Origin of the sequence: Fodinibius halophilus (genome assembly GCF_011059105.1) — a bacterium.
GTDB classification, from domain to species: domain Bacteria; phylum Bacteroidota; class Rhodothermia; order Balneolales; family Balneolaceae; genus Fodinibius; species Fodinibius halophilus.
This window is the reverse complement of sequence record NZ_JAALLS010000006.1, coordinates 131,084-149,983: the sequence shown is the minus strand read 5'-3', so window position 1 is coordinate 149,983 and position 18,900 is coordinate 131,084. Positions and strand designations below refer to the sequence as shown.

The following is an 18,900-nucleotide window of genomic DNA, read 5'->3' as shown; positions in this document are numbered from 1 at the left end:
TCTCTAAGTAATTTCTAAATCTGCTTCCGGTCGTTTAGTCTTAAGATCGTTTCCATTTAGGGAGTAGTTCTTGAGATGCCATACAAAACGCTTTAAGAGCGATTTTGGCAAATCAAATGATACAATGGATTGAGCAGCACGACGAAGGGTTTTATCAGCATCGATATATTCCGGAATATCCAAAATAACAAGTCCTTTAAAGGCCTTTACCTTTTTTATAAAGTGTCGCTCTTCGGGTGTAGCATACTTTACCCGAGAGTGTGTATTACCCGTATAGACTCCACACAGCTCATCTCCATTTTCGAAGTATAGAATTTCATCCGACTCTTCAAGACCTTTAAAGAAGTGACCCAGGTTTTCAAAAGTTTCAGATTCAATTCGGCTTACCAGCTCCGAGGTATCGATATATTTAACTTCCCGGCCAAGGGCAGAGGCTAGCTCTTCCACGGCATTGTCTTTGTTGGGTTTATAATTGCCCAGAAAAAGACAAAGGTGATGCTGATCGTTATCAATCTCATTAACGAGATGTTTTTTCAGCTTCCCAAATGAAGATTGGTTATAAGATACGTTTTTAAATTCGTCGCTGGGTGTTTCAATATCCATAGATCAATAAAATAAAACTAATACATTAGTGATAATCGAATATGACAATATAAATATATCCTGGGTGATTCTATAGTATTTATCGTCCCTGCGGATGTTCAATAACATCAGGGGGGCGTTTGAAGACCTTATTTTCGGCATAAACTCTTTTAGGGGGGACGCGCAGATCCCAAACCAACCGAAACCAGGAAAGTATTTTAAGGGCGTAGTGAGAAATGTCAAATTCCCACCAGTAAAAACCTTGTCGTTCTGAGGAAGGAAAGCGGTGATGATTATTATGCCAGCCTTCGCCCAGGGTGATGAGTGAGATAAACCAATTGTTGCGGCTGTCATCATTAGTTTCAAAACGTCGTTCGCCAAAGACGTGGGCAAGTGAATTTACGGTAAATGTGCCGTGATAAAGCAGCACTGTGCTGATGATAAATCCGTATACTAGTAATTGAAATCCGGACGTACCCAGCGAGGGGAAATACGCATTGAGGAGTGTTCCCGCTACAAAAGTCCCCACAGCCAACTGAATAGGAGGGATTAGGTGATACTTATTTAAATATTTTAGTTCGGGATACTTCTTTAGGTCTTTAACCATTTTGAAGTTTGTATCCTTAAAACGATCGCTTAATATCCACCCCACATGCGACCACCAGAAGCTTCGTTTAACAGGTGAGTGTACATCCTTTTCGGTGTCGGCATGTTTATGGTGATGCCGATGATGAGCAGCCCACCAGAGAGGACCCTTTTGGGCTGAGGCTGTACCTAACCACGCAAGCAGAAATTGGAAAGGGCGAGAAGTCTTAAACGATCGGTGCGAAAAGTAACGGTGAAATCCGGCTGTAATACCAAACATTCGTATGACATAGGTAAAAACGAGGGCAAAAACGGCCGTCCAGCTGAAACCTACCAAGAAAACCAGCAAGCAGCCAAGGTGAAGAAGAATAAAGGGGAGTCCACTTACCCAGTTTATGTTGTCAAGATCTTTGTTGTACTCCTCAGGAGTATAGGGGGCTTCCATGTATCAATTAATTGTTATGTTAATTTTTGAAGCCAAATATAATAATTGTGGACTGTTTATAGAAAGTGATATTTCAGAAAAAGAAAAGCCCTGCCGTTTGCAGGCAGGGCTTTTCATGATAAATGTATGTTAGTTATTTGGTCTTGGCTCTTGAACCACTGATTGTTCGGGTAGATTCTCGACCGGAAGGAGTAACAACTTTAATAGTAAAATTACCTTCTGTAGGATTAGTTTCATCAGGGTTAGCATCGGAGATGGTAACCTCAAATTCGGTGCGATCTGGTCCGGGAGCAAAATAGTCTCCCAGTTTCAAATCAGTGATACTACCACTGGCCGAAAGGCCTTCACTTGGCGTTACCGTTATTTCGGTATTGGCAGCCATAGGGTAACCATTAAGATCTGTGATAGTGACAGTAAATGTTTGTCCCCCGCCGTTAGATATGTTTAAGGTAGTTGGTGAGACATTAATATTAGCTTCGGGAGTGGTTAGCAGTATAGTAGTTGTTTCAGTTATACTGTTTGCATCAGTTTCAGCAATAACATCAATAAATCCGGGGCCCTGGGGGTGGCCGGTAGGTTGGCTGCCATTTGCAAAGAGTTCAACAGTAGCAAAGCCATTTTCATCAGTTGGAGAACTGGAGCTAACTAAACCGCCTCCTCCATTCAAGTTATTTTTACTGGCAGAAAAGTAAACAACCGTATTTTCAGTAACAGGATTACCCTTTAAGTCTCCAACGCTAGCAGTGATAGGGTTGGTATGGTTTTCATCAATATAACCAAATGCATCAAAATTGTGTACAGCAGGAGCCACGTTAAAGTTTTCTTGATCAGGAAATCCACTGGCTATGGCAACACGAATTGGGGTGGATCGTATTGTAAGATTTACATCCGGACGTCTAATAACTGCTTCAATTCGTACAGTACCTGAAGAGTCACCGGCTGATAAGTTCGATTTTACTTTGCCAACCGGACTGTTCACACCGGTAGTAGCAACAGATGGTTTTATACTTTCCCCACCATTGGGTCCATCGATAATATTAAATTCAACATCTACAGGGTAATCAACCACTCGACCTGCAGAATCCGATACCTCAAAAGTAAATGTCGTATTTGTTTTTCCGCCGGTTCCGGCAACATCAATCTCAGGCTCCGTTAAATTTGTAAGTTCTAAAGAAGCCGGCCCGCCAGCTTCACCTCCGACATCACCATCATCTCCATCTCCACCTCCGTCTTGGGTAGAGCTTTCAAGCTTAACAATTAAATCTTCAATATTCTTTCCCGGTGCTATTTTAAAGCTTGTATAACCAGGCTTATAATTTTGTTTGGAGACTTCCAGCAAAAATGGTTGAGCTTCATTTACTTCAACATCAAAAGAGAAATTCCCCAAAGAATCAGTTGTTGCAGTATTGGTTATATCTTCAGGTTTAATAACATCAACAAAAGCCCCTTTAATAGGGGTTCCGGTATTTTTATCTGTGACCTGCCCGGAAATAATGGATGAATCAGAACCGGATTTACAACTTTGCAGTACAAGAGCAACGAGAACGAGGGGGAGGAATAAAAGGAAACGTTTTTTCATTTTGTATGTAGTTTGGTAGATGATGTATTAATAGAATCCTAAGTAAATAGGAGGTCTATGAATCAACAATGTTACTAATATTAACAAAATTTAACTTTTCTGCACAGGTTAACCTGCAATCAAAATATCCACTTTTAATTATAGGTTTCTGATATAGAGATAACAATTATAAATTTAATTTTTTATCTCAAAATTTATTCTTTGATGCAAATTTGAAATTCAAGTACACTAATAATTGCATTTTATCATAGAATTGCTCTGTTTATGAGCCACAGTTTTCACTGGTAATGTTAACAATATGCTTGAAAAAAGAATGTTTTGTTTGATTCATACTGATAACAAATGTTCTTCAAAGAGAACAAGGCTGAATATTTGGCCAGTACGAGAATGAAGATATAAACCTAAATATGCCGCTGTTTTTAGTAAAGTGCATTTATAAATACATTGATATACAGCTCATATGGCCTCAAAAGACAAATCTATAGAAATATATTAAGATATTTTAATATAATTCTTGCATTTATTTGTCGCAGCTTTAATATTGTTAATAGAGTGTTTGCAGATCATTTAAGAAATAATATTTTGTAGAACCGGAAACAAAGAGTTAATCTGTAAATGCAGAGTTAATTTGTAACAAATGTACTTTCAAATACTCTTGCTATTGAACGACGACTTGCTTCGGGGTTCAAGATACTTTAGAGAACGGTTTCATAAATCAACAATCATCTAATAAACAGGTAAAACCATGGGACAACAACAACTCTTACTCGTAATTTTGGTAACAATTATCGTAGGGATCGCTACAGTCGTGGCTATTAATACATTTTCAGCTGCATCAGACAGTGCTAACGTAGATGCTGTAAGGAATGATTTACTATCAATTGCATCTTCTGCTCAGCAGTATTACATGAAGCCCGAGGCCCTCGGTGGCGGTGGAAATGCTTTTGATGGTATAACTGCCAATAACCTCGGAGGTGTTCCGGGAGATATCAATAGTGACACTGAAATTCAGAACTCAAACGGTACTTATACGTTGCCCGCGAGTCCTACCGGTGATGATTTCGTTGTGTCAGCCGAACCACAATCTGGTGGGGCAATAGCAATTCGGGTATGTGCTGATGATGCTGTAATGGGTGATTATGATCCAGACGCTTCAACTGCTCCTACTGTCGATGCTTGCCCAGCAAGCTAATTTAGTTTAGTAAATACTTTAGATTTTAAAAGCCTCTCAATTAATTGGGAGGCTTTTTTATTAGCAAATATCATGAAGATTTCTCTTGAAGAAGTTGTTTTAATTTTAATCACAGGTATTTTAATTCTAATACCGACATTGCAATACGAAGAATGGGGTATAAGTGATCTATATAACAACAAACGATTATTGGAAATAGGCCTGCTATTTTTTGGAGGGCTTACACTTATCTTTTCTTCCAAAAGAAGAGTCCAAACGACTGAATTTATTCAGCTATTTAACTTTAAGATAAAAATAGCTCTAGCAGTTGTTTTACTAGTAGGAGGTTTCTCCTGTTTTTTTGCACTTCAAATTGACTGGGCTTTTTTAGAGTACGCTCATAATTGCATGCTCGTTTTGTTAGTTTTTATGATAGGTGCTATTGCTTGGGTATATCCGCAAAAATCATTGATGTATTTAAGGTTTGCTGTACTAAGCACTGTTTTTTTCTACTTAAGCAGAGTTACTATTTTCTATTTGATGTACCAGTTCGGTGATACTCCTTTATGGCCGGGTGATTTAAATGGTAAAGCATTGTACAGTTTTTCATCTGTTCGTTTTTTTAATCAGATTCAGACTTGGACTCTTCCCATCGTTGCAAGTTTGGGATGGTATTATTGGAACTTTTCAAAAAAGAAATGGCTGCAATACAGTATTGCTATTTTAATTGTCGGGTGGGGAATATTAAATATTGCAAGCGGTGGTAGAGGTACTGTTTTGGGGGTAGTCATGGGTGGTTCTTTGGTTGGGTTGATATATGTTGATAAAAGATGGCGGTTTTTTAGATACTACACTATTTTGGCTATTATAACATTAATAGGTTACTATTTGCTCTTTGAGTTATGGGCTGAAGGTACAAAACCGACTTTGCAGCGTGTTAGTAGTTCTGGCCGTTTTGGCCACTGGGCGGAATTGGTTTTTGAAATATTAGAACGTCCTTTTTTTGGGTATGGGCCGATGCAATACGCATCGGTAGCTCTGGATAATGCTTGGGGGCATCCCCATAATTGGTTTCTACAGTTTGGATATGAATGGGGTTTGGTAGTTGCATTTATCTTATTAGGGGTATTTTTGTTGGGGTTGTATTCTTTTGGAAAGCAGTTAAAATATAATTTAGCAGATAAAGGATATCCCAAACAAAAATATTGGGTCAAATTCGGACTTTTTTGGTCACTTATTGCAGGATTTATTCATGGTTTTTTTAGTGGATTAGCAGTAATGCCACTCAGCCAAATTTGGTTTGTCTTGGTAGTTGGAGTATCAATGGGACTATATTTTGAGGAGAATATTCAATACGATATCAATGACCATACCCCTAAGACGGGCATTCAAAGTGTATTAGTGGGATTGGCTATTTTAGCATTTATAGGTTTTATTAACTGGGGAATACAGAATCCGATTGATAGAGGTAAAAAAGAGGCATATTATTATCAAAATACTACTTCAAGTCGGTCCCATCCCCGCTATTGGCAACAGGGAAAAATTGGATTGGAGGATTATTCCCTCCCACAAAGAGAAAATAAATGAGATAAACATTCCATAACTGGTCAGCTAAATCCTTATAAAAATGTAGGATCAGTTGACAATAAGAATAAAATAGAACTAGATAATATTTTATCATTGCATAAAAATTGAGCAATTTAAATCAAAAAGCCTTTAATGTTTGTAACAAAATAGATTTTTAACTTTTATTATTGATCTATTAGTTACAATAAAATTTTATACAATAATTAGAGCAAGATCATACTGAATTACTCGATTCTAATTTTTAATTTAATTTAAAACATGGCTGAATTCAGACTTACTGCTGTTTCTGCAAAAGGGAAAAAAATTAAGTCGGAGTTTGAGGCAGACAGTAAAAAGAAGGCAAAGAAAAGAGTAGAAAAGCTTTCTCGTAAAAATGGCTTTAAGGTCCAATCCATTGATAAAAAAGAGACCTATAAATATAAAGTACAAAAAGGGGCTAAAGATCCGGTAACCGGTGAACAAGAGGCCTACTCCAAAGAGGAAGTGGAAAAAGCCCTTGTAAAGCTTGGGTATAAGGTTATACGGATTAATAAAAAGTGGTTTGATTTTAAAGGAGGTGTACCCCAAAGCGAAGTTGTTACCTTTATCAGTTTAAGTGCTGATCTGCTTAATCAGCAACTTAGTTTTGATGAAATTTTGGATCTTCTTTACGAAGATACCACGAATAAGCGCATGCGAGAAACCATCAGTACCATCCAGAAAGACCTTAAAGATGGTAAGGAAGGCGACGAAGTGTATGGTAAGCACAAAGATGTATTTGGCGAGTTTGCGGCCTATATGCTTAGTGTAGCCTCTACCAGTGGTAATATGGCCCAGGTTTTTGAAAGTACGGCCAAGTTTTTAGAGCGTGATGCCGAATTTAAAAAGAATTTGAGACGCTCATTATTAATGCCTGCCATTACTGTTCTTGCAACAATTGGAGTGATTTTATTTTATGTAGGATATATATTTCCGGCTACAGCTGAGGCTTTTGTTGATATGGGGATTGAACTGCCGCCAATGACCGCGGCTACTTTAGAATTAAGTTATTGGTTGCAGGCAAACTGGATAATACTGACTCTTTCTTTTGTTATTCCTATAACAGCTGCCTGGTACTATTTAACCCAAACCCCACAAGGGCAACTCTGGAAAGATAAAAATATCATTAAAATACCCGTAATAGGCGATTTATTGCACAAAACCAGTATCGAAATATTTGCCCGTGTATTTTATACCTTGTACAGCGGTTCAGGGCAAAATATTGAAGTTATAAAAATAGCTGCCGAGGCCTGCAGAAATAAGTACATGGAAAAACAGATTAAAGAAGTGGCTATAAAGATGATGCTGAAAGAGGGGGCCGGCCTTATTGAATCCCTAAAAGCCACAGAAGTATTTACAGATACAGCTATAAGTCGGTTTAAATTGGGGGCCGAATCCGGTGCCCTTAAAAAGAATGCCAAGCAGCTTGCTCAATACTATGAAACACAAACTACCTACAAAATGGAAACCGTTATTGATATGGTTAGTTTGGGCGTAAACTTGTTTATTATGATTGCACTTATTGCAATAACCATTGTTTCTGCCGAATCTGCACTTATTAAGCCTAAATCTGGTATGTAGATTATCACGCTATTAACTGAACTGCCTGAAGAACTAAATAGATCGTAAAATTGGTTGAAATGAGTAAATAAGCCTCTAAACAGTAAGTTTTTTACTTACTTTTCAGCTGTTATAATGTATATTAGACGGTAAGTTTCAATTTTTCGGTTCCAGCAGAAATCGTTGTTTTTATAGATGGGAAAAGTAAATACACGCAGACATATAGGTGATATCCTTGTAAATCGAGGCATAATCTCTGAAGAACAACTTCATGAGGCCTTGGCTATTTTGCGCGAAGAACCTGAATCTTCGAATCGTAGAATTGGGCAGATTCTATATCAGGATTTGGGTATCGATCGCCATAAGGTGATGAAAGAAGTAGCTTCTATCTATGCTTTTGATGAGGTCTTTCCTGAGAAAGATGAAATTGAAGGGCAGGTCATTGAGAATATTAAAAAACATATTGATGATCTGCCTACCGAGGTTGTTGATGAGCTGGTCCATCAAAAAGCAGTTCCCTTAAAGAAAGGAAAAAATACCCTTACCATTGCTGCTGCCGACCCGTCGGACCCCATGCTCACCAGTATTATCAGTAAGCTTAATTTTAGGCAGCATGAGATTGTTTATTGCCGGTATGAGTTGGTAGAACAGATACTTACCCAGGTCTATGAACAGAAAAATGAGTTCTTGGATCTTCTCGAAGAGATTGAGTACGAAGAACCCGATCTCGAAGAAGATGAAGAGCAGATTAATGAAGAGGAGATCGATGCCGAGATTAACCAGAGTATGCTTAACTCCCTGGTTGAGGGATTCTTGGTGGAGGGGGTGCGGAAAGGGGTGAGTGATATTCATATCGTGCCCTGTGGGCCGGCCTCTACAGATATACGATTCAGAATCGATGGCAAGCTGGAACTCTGGCATCAACAAAATAATGTGAAGCCCGAGGCGATATCAGCTGTTGTTAAAGATAAAACACGTAATGTGGATCGATTTGAGCGCGATGCCTCTCAGGATGGCTTTATACAGCGTATTGTAGACAACCATAGCATTCGGTATCGTGTTTCCATTATGCCAATGGTAGGGGAGCAATTTGACCGGAAGTTCGAATCTATTGTAATTCGTATTCTCGATGACAGAGAAGTGATTACCGACCTTAATGTGTTGGGGCTGCAAGAAAAGGCGAAAGATGATTTTGTAAAAGCGATTGAAAAGCCTTCGGGTATTGTTATTGTAACAGGTCCTACAGGCAGTGGTAAATCAACCACGCTTGTGGCAGCTTTATACTATGTGATTGATCCATCGGTAAATGTGCTTACCGTTGAGGACCCTGTGGAGTACCTTATTGAAGGAGCCAGGCAGTTAAAAATTGGTAATCACATGAGTTTTGACCTTGCTATGCGAGGGATATTGCGACATGACCCTGATATTGTGCTTGTAGGTGAGATTCGTGACCTTAAAACTGCTGAAATTGCTATTAAGCTTGCAAATACCGGGCACCTTACATTTTCTACGCTTCACACCAATGATGCCCCCAGTGCTATTTCACGATTATATAAAATGGGGGTCGAAACGTTCCTTATTGCCAATGCAGTGAACCTTATTATGGCTCAGCGGTTGGTTCGTACGCTTTGTGATGAATGTAAAGAGGAGTATGAGCCCCATATAGAAAGTGCCAAGGGTATTGGATTTACCGAAGAAGAGTATGAGGAGACAACATTTTATCGCCCGGTTGGATGCGACAGATGTGGAAACGGATATAAAGGGCGTACTGCTATTATGGAAGCTCTGTATTTTGACAAAGAAATTCGGAAAATGATTCTTGAATCCGGTGATGAAATTGATGAGGTTGCGATCAAAGAACATGCTATGAGTCAAGGAATGTTAAGTTTACGAGGATCGGGGCGTGAGCGTATTAAAAATGGCATGACTACGATTGATGAAATTGCAGCAATTACAATAGAGGATTGATTTTGTATAGAAATATGGCTCTTATGGGCATATATAAACAGTATTACTAATCGAATGTGTTTTTGATGGGGTTAGCACAAGTATAAACTCGGAGTACAGTTATGACAACTGAAAATCAAGCAGAAAAAGAGGCAGCGCCAGAGTACATACGGCAATTTCTAAAAGAGCCGCCATTGTTACTCAGAAATTTCCATTACGAAGATATTATGGAATTTTTGAAACTGGGACAGCTGGAAAAGTTTGTTCAGGATGATATCATCATTAATGAAGAAGAGTATGTCAACTCTGCCTACTTGATAGCTGAAGGCAAAGTTTCTATTTGGAAAGATAATATACAGTTGGCTACGCTTTCCAAAGGAAACTTCTTGGGAGAAACATTCTTATTTAGTAAAAATAACAGAATGGCTAAGGTAGTTTCAGAGGGAGATATCCAATTGTTGAAATTTGAACGATACGAAGCCCTAAACTTCTTCCGAAAAAAACCAGAAAAGCTGTTTAATATCTTTACGCGTAATATTATTGAAATACAGCAAAAGAAGATCAGCAACATGAATATACAGCTTTTACAGCTGAAAAAACGTTTACTCGACGATACTAGTTGGTAATAGGTAAGATATTTAATAATATTAAGAAAAATTAATGTTTTGATGTGTGGGTAGTGCCAGTGGATGCTGGAATGATAGCTACGACATTTATTTTGTAACAAACAGGGCACAAATCTCTCTTTATTAATGAAATTCATTATTAAAATAAGCTATAGCAGATGGAAGTAGGGGTACAAAAAGATAGAGCCAAAGAAATTATTGCACCACTTGCTGAGCAGCTAAATGCTAGTTCAAAGGGAATAGAACGCCATCAGGAAATTGGTTCACTTGTAGACAATTTATCCCAAGAGGTCCGGGGAGAGTTACAAGATGTTATTGAAAGCCTATTGAATAAGATGTACGATAATGAGGCTTCCGATATCGACTTGGGAGGTCCGGGATGTGATAATAAAGTATGGTACCGTATCCACGGAGATAAATCACCAGATAAAAGTGCTCCTGAATTTACCCTCACTGAAACCGACTTTTTGCTGCATAACCTTATTATGCCCAGCCAGCGTAAGCATCTGCTTGAAAATCGGAATTTAGACTTTTCATACTCTATTGATACAGGAGCAAAGGTCTCGGATGCAAAGCGATTTCGTGCGGATATGTATTTTGATCTTGAGCACTTAGCACTTAATATGCGAAAGATCGATAATACCATACGGCCGTTTAAAGGATTGAATTTACATCCCGAGGTTGCCAAGGCGTTAAGTTTAAAATACTTTAAGTATGGTTTAACGCTGGTAACCGGGATTACAGGATCAGGTAAATCATCTACCCTCGATACGGTTATAGATGCCAATAATAGAACAGTTGATTCACACATTGTAATTATTGCCTCTCCTGTTGAGCTTATTCATACGCCTAATAAGTCTGTAGTTCGCCACCGTGAGGTTGGTCGAGATGTAAAGTCATTTAAAGAAGGAGCGATACAAGCGTTACGACAAGATCCTGATATTATTGTTATCGGTGAGCTTCGTGATCCGGAAACTATTATGACGGCACTTGAGATTACAGATTCGGGGCATAAAACGTTTGGTACGCTCCACACTAGTTCAGCTATGGAAAGTATTGAACGTATTCTCGGTGAGGTGCCCGTTAATGAACAAAATCGGGTAAGAACGCGTCTTGCTGACGTGTTAACTTGCGTTATTAGTCAAAAACTCATTCCTTCACTTGATGGTAAGCGTGTGTTGGCAAAAGAAGTACTAGTGGTTACTAGTTCTGTAAAGGCTGCAATTCGTAATAATAACGTTGGCGAAATATACCAGATGTTAATGGAGGGCAGCGCAAAAGGTATGAATACAATGGAACAGGATCTGAAACGGCTGTATGATGAAGGAAAGATCTCTAAAGAAGAGGCCATCAATAATGCGAACAATAAAAAGCGTCTTAAGCAGCTAATTTCAGAAACTGAATATTAATCTACAGCGGATAACTCAACCGAATGTTTGGAAAAAAAGAATTTATAGGACTTACCATACAGGATGATGCTATTCGAGTGGCACGGATTAGGGTGGATGGCAGTTCACTGAACCTGGTTAAACTGGACCAGTATTCACTGGTAGAAAAAATAAGCAGTGAAAGCTCATCAGATCAACAAGGCCATATTGATGCAGCTTTTGAGGATAAAGATTTAGATGAAGATGCCGATTCGATATTTGGGTTAGAAGAAGAGGGCCAGGAAGAGGAAGAAGAAATTGACTTTGAAGGCCTTGAAGAAGAGGCTGAGGACTTTGCCATGGATATGGTAGATGAGTCTGAGGAGGCCGAATCGAATGAACTATTGGTTTATGATCTGCTTACAGATCTGCAGGGCGATAAACTTCATATGGGGTTAAATATACCTGCCGGAGATACCATTTTTCAGATTATCAGAGATACTGATTTTAGTGAGGTTAAGAGAAAAGACCTCATTGAAGATCTTGAAGATAAGCTGGAGTCGATCTATGGTATGCCCAAAACTGAGGATAATTATTCGTACCAGGTGAGAGAAGATGGGTCACTTTTGTTGGCCTCAATTGATGATGAATCGTCTACACTTAAATTGATAAATAATGTTCGCGAGCTCTACTCAGGGAAAATGGCGATACAAAACATCATCCCTGATGAAATAGCGCTTGTTGGGCTGGTACGAGCCAACTATGAATTGGATGCCGATGAACTAACCGGTATTGTCCAGTTTGGGAAAGAACAGTGCAGGGTCGTATTTATGAAGGGCGAAGATATCTGGCTCGTTTCGCCTATTATTAATGAGGGTACAAATAAGAAAACGTTTTTAAATACTGTTTTCAGTAAAATTCTCTTCCAGCTTGATACGGGAGAAGTACCGAGCTTGGATCGTATTTTATTAACCAATAATACGCTTGGGCAACAAGCAGTAGAGTTCTTTGAGGATAATTTTCCTGATATCTATGTTGAAGATTTTACGTTTAAAGAGGAATTTTTTGACCTTGAACATGTAGACCCGTCCTCGGTTCCTTCATTCACAACGGCTATTGGCACTGCTATCGCTGCATCAGGGGCTAAAGAAGAGTTTTTTCCGGAGATCTCATTTGTTCCCAAGTATGTACAGGATCGTCAGAAGATATTTCAGCTGCAATGGCACGGAATGTTAATCTTATTTTTGATTTTCTTGGCTCCCATTACGGTTAACTATTTTTATACTCAAAATGCTCAAGAGATTGATCAGTATTCTACTCAGCTGGAGCAGATGGAGTCGCAAATTAATGAGCTTGATCCGATTGTTGCCAATTCAAAAGAACTACAAGATAACCTTGCTACCTTAAGAGAAAAACTTGTGATGCTAGATACATTGACAAAAGGGAGCCAGGAATGGTCGGCGAAATTGCAGATTCTTAACCGAGGAATGCGGAATGTCGGAAGTAGCTGGCTTGCATCATTTACTCAGAATAGCTCAGGCGAAGTGTCTTTACAAGGGTATACGTTATATCGGTCTCGTATCCCCAAAATTATTGATGTATTTGAAGATGCAACATTACTGGATGTCCAGAAAGAGCTGATAAGGGAGCAAAATGTGTATAATTTTTCTATATCGATAAAAGAATTTATTGCTAATGATTCATTATACTCTCCTGCTACCCCGCAAGAGGTTCAAAAACTAATTGGAAAATAACAGGAAGCTGTTTTTATGTCCTACGGAGTACGAAATACGTTAATATTACTGTTTGTGTTGACAGCTTTTATTGGTGGAGGCTGGGGGTATATCTATTTCTATCAAAAACCTCAGATCAAAGAGCTGAAAAAGGATGTGCAGGAAACCCGCCAGGAACTTAATAATAAACAACAAACGGCAGATCAATATCCGTTGTTGCAAGAGCAGTTTAAAGAAGCCAAATCTTTTTTTAATAACTATAACAAAGCATTGTATCCCAGCAGCAATGAAGATCTGGTCTATGAGTTTTTAACAAATGTAGGTCGTGGGTCTGCATATACTGACTTTTCGTTCAGTTTTATTGATTCTACGGAGTACGGGCAGTACGGAACTATAAAAATGGTCATTACCGGTGAGGGGTATTACAGAAATCTTAATAATTTTATTCGCCAGATTGAATTAAGTCGGCCTCTTAATAAAGTAAGTGGGGTAAAAGTTAATCCAATTAATGATCTTGAATCGTATGGAAAAGTAGATTTTAACTTTACACTCACCAGTTTTTATGATCGTGTAAAGCTGCTCGGTGAACCCGACTTGGCTATCAAAAATAATTTATTAGGTTCGGTACATAATCCTTTTTTCCCCTTAATTCGGACTGTAAAGCATAATGATGATAATTTAGTAAATGTAGAGTCTAGTTCTCTGGTGGCAATAAGTTCTGATCAGGTCTTTATGATTGACCAGAATGGTGTGATGAAAAAACTGTCGATTGGAGATGATGTTTATCTGGGAGAATTAACGAAGATTAATGTAAATAAGGGATCAGCCACTTTTAGGCTTAATAAAGGCGGTATTATAGATCAACTAACCTTGCAGGTTAATAAAGATGAAAATGAAAGCAGTAACTAATATGAGATTCTCTATATTGAAAATATTTACCTCACTTTTATTTGCTACCCTGTTTATAATTAGTTCTGTAGCGAATGCACAGAACCGGGATAATTTACCTGCAGAGTACCGAGAATATACCAATCCCGAAGAGGTGGTCACTTTTGATCGGAGTACCTCTTTTAACAGGGCTTTGGATGTTATTAATGATTTCGCTCAAAGGTACAGGAATAAAATTGTTATTGATCGTGCCCAAACAGAGGGGAATATTGGTATTTCGGTTCCCCCCATGCATTGGATGGATGCTTTGAAACTAATTTTAAAGGTGAAAAATCGTACTCTTCTTGAACAGAAAGACTTTTTTGAAATAGTAACTATCCAATCACAGCAGAGTCCTTCTCAGAAACAAACTGCGACAGGTGGGGGAGGTGGCCAAGGGCAGCAGCAAGGCCCCGTGGCTACTACAAAAACCCATGAGGTCCGTATTAATGCTATCTTCTTCGAAGGTAATCGACGTGCGCTACAAGAGATTGGTGTTGATTGGTCAACTATCTCTGAGAATGTGCCTGATGCTATATTAGGTGGTGGAGATAGTGGCGGCGGTTCTGGCGGCGGCCGTGGAGGAGGTAGTGGCGAGGGGTCCGGTGGAGGCCAAATACCAAATTCAAACTTTGACGGTAATGGACCTTTCGTACAGGTTAATTCTAAAGGAGCACAAAATGTTTCTCAAGAGGTCTTTAATGCAGTTATTAATGTAGGAGAAATTGGGAACACAGGTATTAACGTTCAGGCTTTGTTTAGTGCTTTTGAAGCAGATAACCTGGGAGAAATTTTAGCTTCTCCAACGATAAAGGTAATGGATGGCGAAGATGGTCGTATTCAGGTGGGGCAAGACTTCTCTATTAAACAACGAGATATTGCCGGCAATGTGATTGAGGATTTCTTTAGTGTTGGTACTATTTTGGAGGTTACACCAAGAGTTATTGAACAAAATGATACTACTTTTGTACACTTGGATATTGTGGCCGAGCGCTCTACAGCTCAACCCGATCCGGTAAGTACAATAATCAATAAACAGCAAGCATCAACACAAGCCCTCTTATTGGATGGGGAAGCGACGGTTATTGCCGGACTGTATAGTACTGAGCAGTCTGAAGTACGCAGAGGTATTCCAATATTAAAGGATCTGCCGCCATGGTTCTTCGGACTTCGCTATCTCTTTGGCTACAATTCCAGTGATACCCAAATGCGTGAGTTGGTAATACTGTTACAAGCTGATTTAGAACCTACTATTCCCGAGCGTATAAGTGAAGATGGGGAGTATAAAGGTAAGTATGAGCTCCTTCGGGATGAACGCCAGCGTATGCGTGATGAGGTAAAAGAAAGTCAAAAAGCGAAAGAAAAAGAAGCGGGCTTTGAAACTGATGAATTTGAAGAAGATAAAACGGAAGCTCCTGAAAATGAGGTTAAAGAAGAACCGAAGAAGGAAGAAGAGCCCCAAAATGACTCTGATGAGGCTGAAGAAATTAACACTGACGAAGAGCAACCCGTAAAATTAGAAGACGATACAAAGAAGAAAGAGCCGGCTATTACAGATCCCGAAGTTAAAACAGAAAAAGTAGAATTAAATCTTGGGGGGGACCAGCCTATAGAAGCGGATCCCCTTGATGTTGAAGTGAATAAAGATGAAAGCACAACGCCGGAAGATAATCAGCAAATAGACTCACCAAAAAATGAAAGCAAGAACTACTATATAATAGGTGGGGCTTTTGAAAAGGTTTCTAATGCAAAAAAATTCAGAGACCGCTTAATCCAACAGGGCTATGGTGACGCTGTGATTATTAAAAAGAATGGGAATGGATGGCGCTTTGTAGCTTACAATGCTTTTGATGAGCTGGAAAATGCGCGCAGGGCACTTAAAGATATTAAACAAAAGGATAGTGATGCCTGGCTATATCAAGCCAATTGATAATAGAGGTTTGTAAGGGAGCTTTGTAAAACCGGACATGTCATCCTGAACCTGTGCTACGAAGCCATACCTACCCCTAAGGGTTTCGGCAGATTACACCTTGGCGTAGTAGTAATCAGTTCAGGATCTCGGTTTTAAGATTAACAACTGTGTATGAGATGCTGAAACAAGTTCAGCATGACAAGATGTGACTAGTTTTGCAAAGCCCCCTGTAAGGTAATGTTGGGGAATAATTGGGGAGAAATTCTCTTTCTTTTAGAGAGATAAGTGAGGAGCAGATTCTCCCTGAATATTAAATAGGCTTAATATTAATGTCCGTTGTGGAAGGTACCATTATGAGTAGGTACCTTCTTTTTCATTTCATCAGATCTATTGTTTGGCCTTCAGTAAGCTTATAGCGCTCCATTATATTTGCGGTAAGGCAGGAGTGAACAGGCGCAATATAAACGGTATCCCCAATGGTGTAATTATTTATATCTGTGGGATTACAGCTGATAATACCGTGTTCCTGAGATAAAGAAGTAAGGTATGCGGGGGGATCTAATAACTCCCAATGGTCATTGGATGGTGTTAGCAGTTGCCCAAAGTGTACAACACCGTTTTGTGTTATCTGTTCTTTTGAAAAATGGATAGCGCCCCCATGAATAACAATTTCATTTCTTTGGGGATACCGATCAACTACAGGACACGCCATCACAACGGCGATATCAGAAATTTCACAACTTCCTATTTGTGTTTGCATCAGATCATAAAAAACAAAGTTGCCGGGACTAATTGCATCAATACCGGTGAACGAATCAGCTACAGAACAACTAGGGGTATCGCCTACACAAATTTCAAATTCATCCGATAAAGAGCTGAATTTTTCTCTCAATGCCTGAAATTGCGATAATACTGATTGATGGACCTTGCTAATGTCTTCTTCAGATCGTGCCTGGTAGGAATGCCCGGGATGTGAATAGAAACCAATCCATTGTAACATCTGAGTATGTTGTATTACTGCAATAAGATCATTGATTTTTGAAGTCCGATCTGACGGGATACCTGTTCTGTCGGCTCCGGTATCAATTTCAATATACGCATTAATGGGTTGTGTGAGCTTATTTGCCAACGACTTGGCCACGCTACTGCTATTGATTAATACCGTGATGTTACAATCTGCTGCAAGTTCATTTAAATCATGCGATTGAGATGGATTGGCAGGAAAGGCGATAGTTATATCTTTCCAACCGGCCTTATAAAAGTAACGGGCCATCTCAATAGAAGAAACAGTGACAGCCTTAATACCTGCTTCTTTTATCCATTCACCAATTGTTTCTGATTGGTGGGTTTTCATATGAGGTTTTAAAACAAGATCATGAGCACTTGTTTTTTCAACCATCCGGTGTAGGTTGGCTTTACATACTTTTTTGTTGAGAAGCAGGGTAGGAGATGTAATAGGTTGCATCATAAATAATCAAGAATATAATATCCCGACAATGATAAACATTGCCGGGATAAAATAGGAATTAAAGTGAATTGGATTGATTTTCTGAGTTGTCTGCGACCTCAATAACTTTGTTCCATACTCTGAAAATATTAGCTGAAGCAATTTTTTTGATATCTTCTTTAGTATAGCCGCGATCCAGGAGCTCTTTAAACAGGTTAGGATACGTTGATACATCTTTGAGCCCGACAGGAAGAGTAGGGCCTACTCCATCATAATCTGAACCCAGGCCTACATGTTCAATGCCAACAAGCTCAACAACGTGGTCGATATGGTCAGCTACTTTTTCGACGGTACTGAACTTAAAGTTATCTTGAAAGTATTTTCTACTGAATTTACGAGCTTCTTTACTGCCGGGTTCCAGGCCTTTTTCTTCAATTTTTTGCGCGATCTCCTCTTGTACTTTGTCCGCACTATTTTGAGAAGTACTATCTAAAAAAGTAGAACCGAAGTTAATCATAATAACCCCATTATTATCTGCCAGCTTCTTAATAAGTTCATCACTCATATTACGCTCAAAGCCGGGGGTAAAATGGCGACATGAGGAATGTGTAGCAACCACAGGGGCATCGGTCACTTCCATAACATCATGAAACGCTTGATCAGTGATATGAGAAACATCAACCATAATACCCACACGATTCATCTCTTTAACCACATTTCGTCCAAAGTTACTTAACCCTTGGTGGGTATTGTCGGTAGTATCATAAGAGGAGTCACTAATCTGGTTGTCTTTGGAGTGGGCCAGGGTAATATATCGAATTCCACGATCGTAGAAATACTGTACGTTTTGTAAATTTTCTTCAATAGGGGCTCCATTCTCCATGCCCATGGGCAGAGAAATAATTCCATCTTTAAAATCAGATTTAATCTCTTCTGGTGTAGTGGCTACAGCAAACTTATTGGGATTATCATTAGCTATACCTTGGACCAGGTCAATTAAACTGTCTGCTACGGCCTTAGCTCCCCCGGTTTTTTGATAGCGCGCCGGAATATAGATCGACATAAAGGGAGCATCTAATCCTCCTTCCTTAGCTCGGGGATAATCAAAATCACCGCTCGTTGTTTTTTTGGATATATCTTCCCAGTTACTTTTAAGGCGGTAGGGTACATCAATATGACCGTCAACAATAATAAATTCGTTAGCCAATTTATCTGCTTGCTGTTGATGGTCTTTTTCTGTTTCTGAACATCCAATTAGTAAAAGAACAGATATACAGAAAAGAGAGATCTTATGTATGGGCTTCATAATACTATAGTTTGTTAAAATTTTATGGCTAGATGTTGTCTAAATAATTATTGTTTTGCAAATGATATAAAAGCTTTTACAACATTTGTGTACAGAGTGCTTTATCCT

14 protein-coding genes are annotated in these 18,900 nt (G+C 39.0%); 9 read left to right on the top strand and 5 right to left on the bottom strand.

Annotated elements, in window-relative coordinates; genetic code table 11:
- Positions 1 to 3 precede the first annotated feature (3 nt).
- The 3 genes from G3569_RS06510 to G3569_RS06500 form a co-directional block, all read right to left on the bottom strand.
- Positions 4 to 603 (bottom strand): hypothetical protein, encoded by a 600-nt coding sequence (locus G3569_RS06510; protein ID WP_165267282.1) that lies wholly within the window; start codon positions 601 to 603, stop codon positions 4 to 6.
- A 79-nt stretch (positions 604 to 682) separates the two neighbouring features.
- Positions 683 to 1,612, bottom strand: coding sequence for an acyl-CoA desaturase (locus tag G3569_RS06505; RefSeq protein WP_165267280.1), 930 nt, complete (start codon positions 1,610 to 1,612; stop codon positions 683 to 685).
- A gap of 133 nt (positions 1,613 to 1,745) precedes the next feature.
- Positions 1,746 to 3,191 carry a carboxypeptidase regulatory-like domain-containing protein gene (locus G3569_RS06500; protein WP_165267278.1) on the bottom strand — a complete coding sequence of 482 codons (1,446 nt, stop codon included), beginning with the start codon at positions 3,189 to 3,191 and terminating at the stop codon, positions 1,746 to 1,748.
- A 745-nt stretch (positions 3,192 to 3,936) separates the two neighbouring features.
- Between G3569_RS06500 and G3569_RS06495 the strand changes: the two genes are divergently transcribed.
- The 9 genes from G3569_RS06495 to G3569_RS06455 all read left to right on the top strand — a co-directional run bounded on the left by G3569_RS06495 (position 3,937) and on the right by G3569_RS06455 (position 16,057).
- Positions 3,937 to 4,383 carry a hypothetical protein gene (locus G3569_RS06495; protein ID WP_165267276.1) on the top strand — a complete coding sequence of 149 codons (447 nt, stop codon included), beginning with the start codon at positions 3,937 to 3,939 and terminating at the stop codon, positions 4,381 to 4,383.
- Positions 4,384 to 4,455: 72 nt separating this feature from the next.
- A complete protein-coding gene (locus G3569_RS06490; RefSeq protein WP_165267273.1) occupies positions 4,456 to 5,949 on the top strand; it encodes an O-antigen ligase family protein in 1,494 nt (497 codons plus the stop codon).
- A gap of 258 nt (positions 5,950 to 6,207) precedes the next feature.
- The gene (locus tag G3569_RS06485; protein WP_165267271.1) at positions 6,208 to 7,548 is read left to right on the top strand and encodes a type II secretion system F family protein; all 1,341 of its coding nucleotides are present in this window, start codon (positions 6,208 to 6,210) and stop codon (positions 7,546 to 7,548) included.
- A gap of 174 nt (positions 7,549 to 7,722) precedes the next feature.
- Positions 7,723 to 9,495: a GspE/PulE family protein gene (locus tag G3569_RS06480; RefSeq protein ID WP_165267269.1), complete on the top strand. Its 1,773-nt coding sequence runs from the start codon at positions 7,723 to 7,725 to the stop codon at positions 9,493 to 9,495.
- 101 nt (positions 9,496 to 9,596) lie between these two features.
- Entirely contained in the window at positions 9,597 to 10,100 is a 504-nt protein-coding gene (locus tag G3569_RS06475; RefSeq protein ID WP_165267267.1) for a cyclic nucleotide-binding domain-containing protein, read from the top strand.
- A 158-nt stretch (positions 10,101 to 10,258) separates the two neighbouring features.
- Positions 10,259 to 11,509 (top strand): type IV pilus twitching motility protein PilT, encoded by a 1,251-nt coding sequence (locus G3569_RS06470; RefSeq protein ID WP_165267265.1) that lies wholly within the window; start codon positions 10,259 to 10,261, stop codon positions 11,507 to 11,509.
- Positions 11,510 to 11,532: 23 nt separating this feature from the next.
- Positions 11,533 to 13,221: a PilN domain-containing protein gene (locus G3569_RS06465; RefSeq protein WP_165267263.1), complete on the top strand. Its 1,689-nt coding sequence runs from the start codon at positions 11,533 to 11,535 to the stop codon at positions 13,219 to 13,221.
- A 15-nt stretch (positions 13,222 to 13,236) separates the two neighbouring features.
- Complete coding sequence (locus G3569_RS06460) at positions 13,237 to 14,109, top strand: type IV pilus inner membrane component PilO (protein ID WP_165267261.1); 873 nt, start codon at positions 13,237 to 13,239, stop codon at positions 14,107 to 14,109.
- 1 nt (position 14,110) lies between these two features.
- Positions 14,111 to 16,057 (top strand): secretin GspD/PilQ domain-containing protein, encoded by a 1,947-nt coding sequence (locus G3569_RS06455; protein ID WP_165267259.1) that lies wholly within the window; start codon positions 14,111 to 14,113, stop codon positions 16,055 to 16,057.
- 355 nt (positions 16,058 to 16,412) lie between these two features.
- Here G3569_RS06455 and G3569_RS06450 read toward each other — a convergent pair whose 3' ends face one another.
- Together G3569_RS06450 and G3569_RS06445 are read right to left on the bottom strand one after the other, a co-directional pair.
- On the bottom strand, positions 16,413 to 17,507 hold the full coding sequence (locus G3569_RS06450) for an alanine racemase (protein WP_165267257.1): 1,095 nt from the start codon (positions 17,505 to 17,507) through the stop codon (positions 16,413 to 16,415).
- Between the two features lie 58 nt (positions 17,508 to 17,565).
- Positions 17,566 to 18,792 carry a dipeptidase gene (locus tag G3569_RS06445; RefSeq protein WP_165267255.1) on the bottom strand — a complete coding sequence of 409 codons (1,227 nt, stop codon included), beginning with the start codon at positions 18,790 to 18,792 and terminating at the stop codon, positions 17,566 to 17,568.
- Between the last annotated feature and the right edge of the window lie 108 nt (positions 18,793 to 18,900).